Below are 11,017 nucleotides of genomic sequence, written 5' to 3' on the forward strand. Positions count from 1 at the left end.
TCACCCCGCCGTCATTTCCTCGATCCTCAAGCTGCATGCGACCGAACGCATGCGGACCGTCATCAACGACGCGATGGACGTGCATGGCGGCAAGGGCGTGATCGACGGGCCCAATAATTATCTCGGCAACCAGTATCGCGCGATCCCGGTCGGGATCACGGTCGAGGGCGCCAATATCCTCACCCGCAGCCTGATGGTATTCGGCCAGGGCGCGATCCGCTCCCACCCCTATCTTCTCAAGGAGATCCGCGCGGTCGCCGATGCCAATCGCGGGCGGGCGCTGGCGCAGTTCGACGATGTGCTGTGGAAGCATGTCGGCCACGCGCTCAAGACCGCGATCCGCGCCTTCGCGCGCAACTGGACCGGCGGCCTGTTTGCACCGGCGCCCAAGGCCGGGCGCGCGACCCGCTATTATCGCCAAATGAGCCGCTATGCCGCGGCCTTTGCGTTCATATCCGACATATCCTTCCTGACCCTGGGCGGCGAGCTCAAGCGGCGCGAACTCCTGTCCGCCCGACTGGGCGACATCCTTTCGGAACTCTATCTTCTTTCCGGCGCGCTCAAGCGCTGGGAGGATGAAGGGCGCCAGGATGATGACCTTCCCCTGCTCGCCTGGTGCATGGACAGCGGCTTTGCCACGATCGAACAAAGGTTCGTCGAGATCATCGAGAATTTTCCCGCGCGGCCCGTGGGCTGGATGCTGCGCCTGTTCATCCTCCCCTTTGGCCGCTGTCGTCATGGCCCGACGGACCGGACCATCCGTCAGTGCGCGCAGGTCATCCTGGAACCCTGCCCAGCGCGCGAACGGCTGATCGACAATGTCTTCATCGGCGGCCCGGAAGAACCCGTCGCCCGCCTGACCGAAGCCTTCCGCCTGATGGTCGATACCCAGCCGATCCACGACCGGCTGCGCAAGGCGCGGATCAAGGATTGGGCCAAGGCGCGCGAACGCGGACTGCTGTCGAGCGCAGAACTGGCGCAGCTCCAAGAGGCCGATCGCGCGGTCGCGGACGTCATCGCCGTGGATGATTTCGCGCCCGAGGATCTGCGGCGCAATGCTGCTGCATCGGATCTGGCGCAGGCCGCCGAATGAGCCGGCCGGCCTATATTGTCGATGACGCCCGCACGCCCTTTCTGAAAGCGCGTGGCCTGCGCAGGGGTCAGCCCGACGAAGCGGAATTGGCCGCGCTCGAGCGCATGGGGCTGGATGCGCCCCATGGCGTCAGGGAGCATAGCTACCGTGCGCTCATCCTGGGGGCCCTGCGCAGTGCCGGACAGCAAGGACAGGAAAGCGGCGACCAGGGCAGACGTCATCTCGGCAGACAGGGGAATGGACCGCATGCATGAAGCCAAGGATAGCCCACACCCCGATCTTGACGAGGAAGAGGCCGCGCATGTCGAGGAGCGCAGCACGGGTTCGGCAAAGGTCGTCCATGAGGTCGTGCGGCTCCAGGGCGAGGAGGAGCTGGATCGACCGATCCTGGCACTGATGCTTTCTGGTCTGGCCGCCGGCCTCGCGATCACCCTGTCGCTCATGTCCGAACTCTTCCTGCGGGCAAGGCTGCCCAACACCGACTGGGCCCCCCTCATCTATCTGCTGGGCTATCCGGTCGGATATCTGATCGTGATCATGGGACGGCTGCAGCTCTTTACCGAGAGCACGGTCACAGCGGTGCTGCCGGTCGCGACCCGTCCGAGCCTTCGCAGTCTGGGCCGGCTCGCGCGCCTGTGGGCCTGCGTGCTGGCGGGGAACCTTGTCGGCGTCACTCTCGTGAGCGCGCTGATGGCCGGTGAGGTCATCATCACGCATGAACAGCGCATCGTGGCGCTGGATATTCTCGCCAAGCTCGAATGGCAGGACTGGTCAAAAACCCTGATGCTCGGCATTCCGGCGGGCTTCATCATGGCCGCGATTGCCTGGGCCCTGCCCAATGCCAGGGGCAGCGAATTCTGGGTAATCTTCCTTCTGACCTATGTCATCGGCCTTGGCGGCTTTTCGCATGTCGTCACTAGCTCGTCCCAGATCAGCTTCCTCTGGCTGAGCGGGGAGGTCAGTTTCCAGCAGGCCTGGTTCGGCTTTTCCCTCCCTGCGCTCATCGGCAACATCATCGGTGGCAGCGGCCTGTTCGCGGTCCTGGCCCATGGGCAGATGCGAAGCGACCTTACAGAATGAGCGCGCGACGCCGGCATGGCCGCCAGCGCGGTTGGTGTCCTGCAGAAAAGGTCGGATGGAGGCGCCTGCCGCGGGCGGAATGACACCCGTTCGAAGCCTGGATCGACATGATGGCCGCATGGGCCGTCGAGCCACGCAACGATCGCTTGGCTCATGTGTTGGAAGGACGGCGCGGGTGCGAGGCGGGGACATCCAATGCAACGGTCCGTGCCAGGAGAGGCCCCGAAATCCTGATGCCTTGCCTGGAGCTCACCAATGTCCAGAATGACTGTTTCCAACCTCTTCACCCAGACGCTCCACCTGGCTGGGGTGAAACGCATTTATGGCGTGGTGGGCGATAGCCTCAATGGCATCACCGAAAGCCTGCGGCGTCAAGGCAAGATCGACTGGATCCATGTTCGGAACGAGGAGGCAGGCGCATTTGCCGCCGGTGCGGAGGCGCAACTGACCGGCGAACTGGCCGTTTGCGCGGGGTCCTGTGGCCCAGGAAACATGCATCTGATCAACGGCCTCTATGATTGCCATCGCACCCGTGTTCCCGTCCTTGCCATCGCGGCCCAGATCCCCAGTGCCGAGATAGGCTCCAACTATTTTCAGGAAACCAGGCCTGAAGCCCTATTCAGGGATTGCAGCGTCTATTGCGAGACCATTTCCGATCCTGACCAGATGCCGCGGACGCTCGAGACAGCTATACGTGCTGCGGTTGGGCATCGTGGCGTTGCGGTCGTATCGATTCCGGGCGACGTGGCGCTGCAGGCCGCCGAGGGAAAACTCGCGCGATCAATCGACGCGCTCCTGCCCGCCAGGCCCCTGATCCACGCGGCGCCCCGCGAGATCGAGAAACTGGCAACCCTGCTCAACGATGCGGGGCGCGTCACGATCCTTGCCGGGCGAGGCTGCAGGGATGCCCATACCCAATTGCTGCAGATTGCCGGTGCGCTCCAGGCGCCCATCGTTCACGCGCTGGGCGGCAAGGAATGGGTCGAACATGCCAATCCCTATGATGTGGGCATGACCGGCCTGATCGGCTTCTCGTCGGGCTATGAGGCGATGATGGCCTGCGATCTCCTGCTGATGCTCGGCACCGATTTTCCCTATCGTCAATTTTATCCGACCAGGGCGAAGGTCGTGCAGATCGACATGCGCCCTGAAAATCTGGGACGCAGGACGCCGATCGATCTTGGCCTGGTGGGGGATGTCGGGGCGACGATCGAAGCCCTTCTGCCCTTGCTGAAAGGCGGTTGCGACACCGCCTTCCTTGCTTCAGCCAAAGACAATTATGCAAAGGCGCGCGAGGGACTGGACGAGCTTGCCGATGGCAAGCCGGGCGGGATTCTGCATCCCCAGCATGTCGCGCGAGTTCTGAGCGAACAGGCAAGCGACGACGCGGTCTTTGCCTGCGACGTCGGCACACCGACGGTCTGGGCGGCCCGTTATCTCAAGATGAATGGCCGTCGCCGGCTGCTTGGCTCCTTCAACCATGGATCGATGGCCAACGCGCTGCCGCAGGCCATCGGCGCGCAAGTCTCCTATCCCGATCGGCAGATCGTCACCTTGTCGGGCGATGGCGGACTGGCGATGCTGATGGGCGAGTTACTGACCCTGCGGCAGCTCGACCTTCCAGTGAAGATCATCCTTTTCAACAACGGCACCCTGGGCTTTGTCGAGATGGAAATGAAGGCGGCCGGTCTCGTCGAGACAGGTGTCGCGCTCGACAATCCGGATTTTGCCGCCATGGCCCGCAGCATCGGCATCCATGGCGTAAGGGTGAGCGATCCCGGCGGTCTCGACAGCGCGATGCGGGACGTCCTGTCCCATCCCGGCCCGGCCTTGCTGGATGCCGTGACCGCGCGAACCGAACTGTCGCTCCCGCCCAAGGTCACGCTTGAACAGATGAAGGGCTTCACCCTCTATATGGCCAAGGCGATCATGAGCGGCCGCGGCGATGCCATCATCGAACTTGGCAAGACCAACGCCGGGCTGCTGCGAAAACTGTTTTGAGTAGCGCGCGAAGATTTGGGCGGCGCCGCCAAGGTAGAAGGCGGCGCCACTGGCCATTCGCAGCCACCGCTATCATATTTCCGGGAGGCCCTGTACCGCGAAACCCCACCCCTTCAAGCCTTTCGCCCTCTTCAAGAGGATAACAGCATCGTCGATATCAAAGGGATGCGCGTCCTTCATGTCGGCAAGCTCGTCCCAGTCGATCGGGACCGCGACCGGGGCACCCGGCCGAGCGCGCGCAGAATAGGGCAGGATCGCCGTGCTGCCGCGCTGGTTACGCAGCCAGTCGATGAAGATGCGGTCCTTGCGTTTCGCCTTGCTCATGGTCGCAACGAAGCGGTCGGGCTCTGCCGTGCTGAGCGCCTGGGCGAAGCGGGAGGCGAAATCCTTGTGGGTATCCCAGTCGTGCCCAGGCGTCAGCGGCACCACGACATGCGCGCCCTTGCCGCCCGAGAGCATGGCAAAGGAGACGAGGCCGATGTCTGTTGATTTCCACTGAGAAGTGCCCCGGTGAGAAGTGTCCCGGGTTTTCCATCGAGAAGTCCCGCTATACGATGCCAGCAGGGCAAACGCCGTATGACGGCTCTCTACCAATTCTGCCTTCGATCCATCTCTCGCAAAAGGCAGCAAAGTCCCAGCCCCGGTGGTAAGCGGACTGGCCGCTCATGGGCGCACCATTTTCCCGATAGAACGGCTTCGATGGGCGCATGGCTGCTGGGCAGCTCGCAGCAGCGACCGCTAGTCATCCGGTATCAAATCTGCCGCCACCTGACCCGGCAAGTGAGAATCAGCGCGACAACCTGTGCCGCTACAGTGAGAAGTCCTAGCCAAAGGATCGGGCCTATCGCGCGCCCCTGGATCGCGATCGCTGACGCGAGGGAAATGACGGTAAGAAGCCATCCAGCTATCCGGAAAGCCAGTGGTGTGACGCCAGACGGCTGCTTTCCAACCTGATCGTGATAATGCTTGGGCATCGACAACGCCAACAGGGACATCCCCAGCACTGCAGGGATAAAAGGCAGCAAAGCCGTCATCAGCTTGACATACGGTTTGCAAGCAGAAGGACAGCTATCGTCAGGATTCCTGTCCCGCCGGCGATCCAGATCCATGGGCGCTTAGCATGAAATGGGCGGCGACGCAGGGAAGCTGGACGTCGGCATCTTTCCCCATCATCCTGAACTTCGTCAACGTGGGGCTGACCTAAGAAGTGAACCTTCTGCTGCTCGTTGATCTCGCCGATGAACTCGACATTGGGATAGCGATCGACAAGCGGCGCAATCTCCTGTTCCCAATAGACGCGATCGACGGTGTCGATCTTGGCTGCGATCTTGAGCTTCAGGCCAGAACGCTCCGCGATCCGGATTGCCCGATCCGGTCGCTTTTCCGGTGATATCCGCCCCAGGAACGCGAGATAATCCTCCCCCCTACCGAGGCGCGGCGCCAAATTTCCGGCCGGCAGGCCGTGATAGATGGTGCCTCCCCAGTTGACCGGCGGCATTGGCAAGCGCTGATGGTCGGAAATCGACACCAGGCTGTGCCGGGGAAAGGTGCGATAGAAGGGCGGCAGATCCGGCAGGTCCAGTCGGCCGTGCAGGATCGTGACCGTGCGGCCTATAAAGTCCTGGACCATGGGCAGATGCAGCACATCGATATGGAAGTGCAGCGCATCAAACTCATCGGCGCGACGCCGAACCTGTTCCAGCATCATCATATGATAGGGAATAGTATCGACCACGGCTGGATCGAGGCGCAGCGCCATGTCCGTGACCGGCACGAGTTCAGCGCCGGTTTGCGAATCTCCACTGGCGAACAGGGTCACCGCATGCCCCTGACGGACCAGTTCCTCGGTGAGGTAGGACACGATACGCTCGGTGCCGCCATAAAGCTTGGGCGGGACGCTTTCGGCCAAAGGGGCGATCTGTGCGATCTTCATGCGGGCATTCCTCTCAAAGAAGTAAAGCCCTCCGGTCCCCGACTGGCGGCAGGCTGCAGGACGACAAGCGTCAACAGGCTATACGGGTTGCATGAACGAATTCGGTTCATCTCAACTGGCCGAGGCAGGCTTGCCGGCCTCCATATCGCCTATCATCGGTCGCCGCTTGATGTGCGTGCCAGGTCGAGCCGAGCCTCCTATGGCATGGATCATTCCTGGCTGATTGACGTAAATCTTGTAGCTTAATGTTAGATTATGCGGCGTTATCCGCTGACTTGTCTTGCCTGCCGTCTTATCCGCGAGAATATTATCTGAGCCGGACGGATCAGATCAGCCCTTGAGCGTCGCAACCCCCACCGCGCCTGGCTTGGATGATGGATTGGAAACGTTGTTCTTTTTGGGCTTTTCCGCTTTGGGTTTGCGGATTTCACGGTTAGATTTCTTCTGGCTTTTTGCCATAATATATTTCCCATCTATAGATATGAGCGCGCCGGACATGTTGGAGCATTCCGACGCCTTCTCGTGTGCTTCTCTCGCTCGCGAGCATTGAAGATCTTTGCATAGGCCCGTGCGAGTTCTTCATGCCGCAACCTGAGCTCGGGACATGTCGCCGTCGCCACATGGTCCAGTTCCGCAAGCGTTCCAGGTTTCAGGCAGATCTGATTTCCCTTCGCGATCCCAGTCATGGTGTGGACCAATGTATGACATGCGCAGGCGACCTCATGGCCCTCCTGGTCATCACCCTATCCGTCATGATCGCGTTCCCCCGCCACCGTAAGGAGCTGGGTCAAAAGCAGATCGCCCGTCTGTCACGCGTGAGCGATAAGGTAGCCGGTGGTCGCGGATACGCTTGGCATAGCCTTGCGCCAGCCCCTCATGCGCCGCCCTTGCCGCAAAACAGATTGATGCCTTGGCGCGCATGATTTCTTCCTGCTCGCGCTTCAGCAAATAATTGAGATCTTCCATGAGAAATGCTCCGACTGGGCAAGCGGGAGCGCAATAGTCTCTCTGTCACGGCGAATGCCTGCAAGCAAATTTCGCGCGATGGCATCTCATAGCACATCCGGCGGCATTCCTCTCCTTAAATCGTACAATTATTTTCTGGAGCGTCATTTTGTTAAAGCGCAAAATCCGGATCATCCTCAGCCAGATTCTTTATAATCCCCTATGGAAATAGGCGATAATATCTGGATAAAGCTATGGTTACACCATGGAGGGCGCCGGAATTATTCTGGTCGATGGTCCGCAGGTGACCCATTGTAGCCGACTGTCGAGCAGCGAAGCGCCAAGATGGAGCCGTCTGGAGAAGTTGTCACCACGCTGATCAGCACTGCGCGGACCAAGTTCCCTCAGGCCGAGCGCTCATTTCTAGCGTGATGCTCCCTTGGATAGGGTAATGCGTACCGTGATCACGTCGCCTTCGACCAGCTTTTCTGCTTTTTTCACGCTCGCCTTGATGGGCAGCATGTAGCCTTGGCGCGCCTTGCTCGGAAAGAGCGATGTGCGCCAACACGTTTTGCCGATGCCAGCCTCTACGTAGACCGATCCCCAAGCCGCTGATTGGCCAGACGATGCCACACGGATGGCTTCGGCGACCTCGCCATCGATCGTCAGAAAATGCCACGACATCGATGAGGGCTGGCCATTCTTGCCTTCCCCGCGCCACAACTAGATAGGGCCGACATGCAGGTGAGACATCTCCGCCCAGTTCCTCGCGCAGGAACCGGATGAATTCGGGGTCTGTTAGGCCATCGTTCATTTGCGCCACGGGATCATTGGCTGTGCGCTCGCTTGATGCAACCTGATCTTGCGCTCGATCGTTTGCGTCTGCGTTCTCTTTCTTTGGGTGCCGCAGTTGGTCGCCTCCCGCCGGGCGGCTTGTCAATCCCGAACCGGACTATCGGCTTAATTTTCGGCGTAGAGCGATTGACGGGAGGCTAGATACGGCGACAGGTGGGTGGCATTCTGCCTGCTTGCGCTGCTGGAAGCGTGAACCGGATACTCGCTCCGGTAAGAGGATCGGCAAACACGGAGGTCGCCAATGGGGCGCACTATTTTGGAGTTCGTCCGTTCACGAAAACGGCTTTAGGATGGCGATGGAAGATGTGTTATAGTGGTGCATCCCGGCTTCGACTCTGTCCATGGCCGCCGTGACTGAGAGACAATCGCGCTCCCGCCTGAAGAGGAGAGTGATATGTTCACCTCACCAAACATACCGTTCCCATTACCACTACGGCAAACCGTTCTGCATGATCGGGCCGAGCGGCTCGGGCTCGCACTTGGGGCGGCGCGGGAACGAGCGTTTCAGACTGGTTTTCTATCAGCGCCGGATGAGAACAGCGTGAATGCCGCTATCGACAGAGGGCAGAGCGAAGCCGGCAGTCCTTCCGGCGCTTTGACAACATTCAATTTGCCACGAAGAACGAGAAAATTCCGGTTCAATGCCGATCTTTTCCGGGATGACACCTTGGCCCGTGCAGTCATTATGAACACATTACTTATCCTCACTGCAGCCGCCATTCTCATCTTCATGTATAGTTAGAGCTTATTATGATATGGAAAATGGGAAATAAATGTAAAGTAGAGATAGGCCGGATAAGAAGTAAACTCGAACTCGCAGTTATGATGATCAATGCCCAGTCTCGATTAGAATGGGTACCCAACAGAACCCAAAGACGTTTGCGGACTCTTGAATTTCTTTTCAGCAATGCACGTGATTAGGTGGCATGCGGCGAGCTTCTCACACATGGCGATATACGTCGAATCAACAGGGCTTTCGACGATTTGGTGGCCCCGTGAGCGAAAACCCCTTCGACATCGCACTCTCCATTAAACGGAGGTAGAGTATGTTCGATTCGTAAGGAAGATGTGGGCGCTTCAGCGCATTTCGGTCAGCAGCTGAAGAAGTGCATATGGCCGACGACCGAAAGCTCGCGGCAGCAGCCTGTTCTAAAATACGTGGTTCAGCAGAGGACCGCGTCAACAAGCGCCCCCACCAGGGCCGGATCAAGGGAATGTCTCCGCCATGGCTATTGAGAACACTGATCTGGAACGCCGGGTTCTCGCTCATGAACGCATATTACGAGCCTTAATTCGTCACATTGCCGAAGAACAGCCGAACATTCTGACCCGCCTCAAGCAGACGTTTGGGCAGGGCCATAATGTCGGGGAGCATGAACAGGACTATACGTCCACGCAACAATATGGTGATCAATTCATCAGGGCGATTGAGTCAGCGATAGCGCGGCAGGCCGACATCGATTAAGGCCGCGCCAAGCGCCTGCAAACAACATGTGCATTCTACCAAGTAACACCATTCCGCTGTTGCAGGCGCTACAGCATTGATTACCTTGAAATGCCGCCCCCCTCGTTCTCCCATTCGTCGAGAGCAGTAGCGAGCTCGCTTTTCCTGTCCTGGCTCCACCAAGGCTGATCGTCAAGCTTATGGCCCACAGCACCTGCCAGCGGACGCTCGCGGCGTTCCGTTAGCCAAATCCGCGCAGCGACGATTTTCTCATAGCCGAAGATCGATCCGGCATAGGCTATTCCGGCAGCAGCACGGACGACATAGTCTGCCCATTCGGCAGGTCCGACCTTGTCGTTAAAATCGGTAATCATGATAAACTCCCCGTCAGCAAGCGGGAGCGCTCGAGTCTCTCTGTCACGGGATGCTTGCGACTAGAACCGGGTGATAATGCACCTTATCATAGTTGAACGAACCAGAAGAGTCTGTTTCACCCGCATCTGTATAGCCCGCATGAGCTTCTGCTAATGGTCGGCGGCCGACCGTCCTCTTTTTGCGTTGCCAGATGGACCGTTTATTCCCGGTCGAATGACCGCTTCCGGGAAATCCAAAGGAGCCGGCGAACGGCGAGGATGGGCGCATTTCCGACGCGCTATGCCGCGCAAATCGACGGCTGACGCCCGCTAAACGGGCGGCGTCGGCAGTTCCGAAGGGGCTCGATCTGGTTCATCCACATTAGGAGTGTCTGGCACGATCTCTGCGGGTTGTTCGAAAGGCGTTTCGGCGGGGGGTGCTTCACCTGGTATCTCCGCAGGCGACTGCGGGTCGATAGTGTCAGGTGGCGGAATTTCCGGGTTCGAAGCCATAAATATCTCCTTACCGGATACCAGCGAGTGGGATCGATAGTAGTTCCCAGTTTGCATATCACGCGCAGTTTCGGCGGCTGCTTTACTAAAGAGGAAGCCACCTCCGCAATGTCGGCAATGGGCACTTAAATCAGGCGAGGCGACGACCATACCCCTATCGCCGCGCCTCATCTTTCGACGCCGTAATAATCATCCGCCGGCCGGCTTCCTTCTGCTCCATGCCCATCATGCGAGACGCCATCCATTCGGGCACATGCCAACTCACCGGTAACGACCGGGCTATGGCACCGGGCAGGATCGACCAAAGCAGAATACCCAGCAGGATCCCGCCAAGGCCAAACCATATCACCTGACGCTCCTGCTCGGCCGCACCGCGTCCGCGCGCTATTATCGCGTCCATGTGCCAAGCCAAGTTCGAAAGCCGGTCCTGCGCTTGACGCAGCATCGTTCGGTCTTCCGCCCTTGCCGTTTGCGCAGATGCGATGATCCGCTCCACCAGCGCTTCTGGCGTCATCTCCATGGCCGGACGGCTCTGGATCATGTCGAGCCTGTGCGCATGCACGCCGAGCGATTTGTTGATCTGCGCCAACGTCGCGCTGTAATCGGGTATCTTCTCTCGCGCGGCGGTGAGGCCTTCAAGTGCGTGACGGAGCAGGCTCAGTTCCCGGCGCACAGCGTCAAAAGCTACCGCGGGATCATCTTCGAGGGGGGCTGTTTGGGTCATGATTGGAGCCTAGAGCCCAAGGCCGCGGCCTAGCGAGCGTCCGAGATGCCGCTGGAGATCCTGCGACAGCGATTGG

At 59.5% G+C, this 11,017-nt stretch carries 13 protein-coding genes and 1 pseudogene; 6 read left to right on the forward strand and 8 right to left on the reverse strand.

What is annotated here, in order from left to right; translation table 11 throughout:
• From ACUCV3_RS26965 to poxB, 4 genes are all read left to right on the forward strand, one after another.
• Positions 1-1,093: acyl-CoA dehydrogenase domain-containing protein (locus tag ACUCV3_RS26965; protein ID WP_482241450.1), on the forward strand; the 1,093-nt coding region annotated here is incomplete at its 5' end.
• Entirely contained in the window at positions 1,090-1,347 is a 258-nt protein-coding gene (locus ACUCV3_RS26970) for a hypothetical protein (protein WP_279776357.1), read from the forward strand. The genes ACUCV3_RS26965 and ACUCV3_RS26970, both read left to right, overlap by 4 nt.
• Positions 1,340-2,173 carry a formate/nitrite transporter family protein gene (locus ACUCV3_RS26975; protein WP_482241451.1) on the forward strand — a complete coding sequence of 278 codons (834 nt, stop codon included), beginning with the start codon at positions 1,340-1,342 and terminating at the stop codon, positions 2,171-2,173. The genes ACUCV3_RS26970 and ACUCV3_RS26975 overlap by 8 nt, the downstream gene beginning before the upstream one ends.
• Positions 2,174-2,428: 255 nt before the next feature.
• The gene (poxB, locus tag ACUCV3_RS26980; protein ID WP_482241452.1) at positions 2,429-4,174 is read left to right on the forward strand and encodes a ubiquinone-dependent pyruvate dehydrogenase; all 1,746 of its coding nucleotides are present in this window, start codon (positions 2,429-2,431) and stop codon (positions 4,172-4,174) included.
• Positions 4,175-4,246: 72 nt separating this feature from the next.
• On the opposite strand, the pseudogene ligD reads toward poxB, so the two are convergent.
• The 6 genes and pseudogenes from ligD to ACUCV3_RS27010 all read right to left on the reverse strand — a co-directional run.
• Positions 4,247-4,657 (reverse strand): annotated as a pseudogene (gene ligD / locus ACUCV3_RS26985) (non-homologous end-joining DNA ligase LigD); the annotation flags it as partial.
• A 269-nt stretch (positions 4,658-4,926) separates the two neighbouring features.
• Complete coding sequence (locus ACUCV3_RS26990) at positions 4,927-5,283, reverse strand: DUF3325 domain-containing protein (protein WP_080993747.1); 357 nt, start codon at positions 5,281-5,283, stop codon at positions 4,927-4,929.
• Positions 5,208-6,107 (reverse strand): glycosyltransferase family 4 protein, encoded by a 900-nt coding sequence (locus ACUCV3_RS26995; RefSeq protein WP_482241453.1) that lies wholly within the window; start codon positions 6,105-6,107, stop codon positions 5,208-5,210. Before ACUCV3_RS26995 ends, ACUCV3_RS26990 begins: the two co-directional genes overlap by 76 nt.
• Positions 6,108-6,437: 330 nt before the next feature.
• Complete coding sequence (locus ACUCV3_RS27000) at positions 6,438-6,605, reverse strand: hypothetical protein (RefSeq protein WP_159367441.1); 168 nt, start codon at positions 6,603-6,605, stop codon at positions 6,438-6,440.
• Between the two features lie 252 nt (positions 6,606-6,857).
• Complete coding sequence (locus ACUCV3_RS27005; protein ID WP_159367440.1) at positions 6,858-7,073, reverse strand: hypothetical protein; 216 nt, start codon at positions 7,071-7,073, stop codon at positions 6,858-6,860.
• 402 nt (positions 7,074-7,475) lie between these two features.
• Positions 7,476-7,736 (reverse strand): DUF1905 domain-containing protein, encoded by a 261-nt coding sequence (locus ACUCV3_RS27010; RefSeq protein WP_234893030.1) that lies wholly within the window; start codon positions 7,734-7,736, stop codon positions 7,476-7,478.
• 565 nt (positions 7,737-8,301) lie between these two features.
• On the opposite strand from ACUCV3_RS27010, the gene ACUCV3_RS27015 reads away from it, so the two are divergent.
• Both ACUCV3_RS27015 and ACUCV3_RS27020 read left to right on the forward strand, forming a co-directional pair.
• Positions 8,302-8,649: a hypothetical protein gene (locus ACUCV3_RS27015; protein WP_482241454.1), complete on the forward strand. Its 348-nt coding sequence runs from the start codon at positions 8,302-8,304 to the stop codon at positions 8,647-8,649.
• Positions 8,650-9,132: 483 nt separating this feature from the next.
• Positions 9,133-9,372 (forward strand): hypothetical protein, encoded by a 240-nt coding sequence (locus ACUCV3_RS27020; RefSeq protein ID WP_159367438.1) that lies wholly within the window; start codon positions 9,133-9,135, stop codon positions 9,370-9,372.
• Between the two features lie 80 nt (positions 9,373-9,452).
• Here the strand turns inward: ACUCV3_RS27020 and ACUCV3_RS27025 are convergent, their stop codons facing one another.
• Together ACUCV3_RS27025 and ACUCV3_RS27030 are read right to left on the reverse strand one after the other, a co-directional pair.
• A complete protein-coding gene (locus ACUCV3_RS27025) occupies positions 9,453-9,725 on the reverse strand; it encodes a hypothetical protein (RefSeq protein ID WP_159367437.1) in 273 nt (90 codons plus the stop codon).
• A gap of 646 nt (positions 9,726-10,371) precedes the next feature.
• The gene (locus ACUCV3_RS27030) at positions 10,372-10,941 is read right to left on the reverse strand and encodes a DUF6118 family protein (RefSeq protein ID WP_482241455.1); all 570 of its coding nucleotides are present in this window, start codon (positions 10,939-10,941) and stop codon (positions 10,372-10,374) included.
• Between the last annotated feature and the right edge of the window lie 76 nt (positions 10,942-11,017).

The sequence above is a fragment of the Sphingobium sp. VMM genome, from assembly GCF_056790315.1.

Bases quoted from the DNA above. Each gene is read 5' to 3' on its own strand.
- ACUCV3_RS27010 (WP_234893030.1), bottom strand. From the start codon at position 7,736: ATGTCGTGGCATTTTCTGACGATCGATGGCGAGGTCGCCGAAGCCATC.
- ACUCV3_RS26995 (WP_482241453.1), bottom strand. From the start codon at position 6,107: ATGAAGATCGCACAGATCGCCCCTTTGGCCGAAAGCGTCCCGCCCAAG.
- ACUCV3_RS27020 (WP_159367438.1), top strand. From the start codon at position 9,133: ATGGCTATTGAGAACACTGATCTGGAACGCCGGGTTCTCGCTCATGAA.
- ACUCV3_RS27015 (WP_482241454.1), top strand. From the start codon at position 8,302: ATGTTCACCTCACCAAACATACCGTTCCCATTACCACTACGGCAAACC.
- ACUCV3_RS26970 (WP_279776357.1), top strand. From the start codon at position 1,090: ATGAGCCGGCCGGCCTATATTGTCGATGACGCCCGCACGCCCTTTCTG.
- ACUCV3_RS27030 (WP_482241455.1), bottom strand. From the start codon at position 10,941: ATGACCCAAACAGCCCCCCTCGAAGATGATCCCGCGGTAGCTTTTGAC.
- ACUCV3_RS26975 (WP_482241451.1), top strand. From the start codon at position 1,340: ATGCATGAAGCCAAGGATAGCCCACACCCCGATCTTGACGAGGAAGAG.
- poxB (WP_482241452.1), top strand. From the start codon at position 2,429: ATGTCCAGAATGACTGTTTCCAACCTCTTCACCCAGACGCTCCACCTG.
- ACUCV3_RS27000 (WP_159367441.1), bottom strand. From the start codon at position 6,605: ATGTCCGGCGCGCTCATATCTATAGATGGGAAATATATTATGGCAAAA.
- ACUCV3_RS27005 (WP_159367440.1), bottom strand. From the start codon at position 7,073: ATGGAAGATCTCAATTATTTGCTGAAGCGCGAGCAGGAAGAAATCATG.
- ACUCV3_RS26990 (WP_080993747.1), bottom strand. From the start codon at position 5,283: ATGGATCTGGATCGCCGGCGGGACAGGAATCCTGACGATAGCTGTCCT.
- ACUCV3_RS27025 (WP_159367437.1), bottom strand. From the start codon at position 9,725: ATGATTACCGATTTTAACGACAAGGTCGGACCTGCCGAATGGGCAGAC.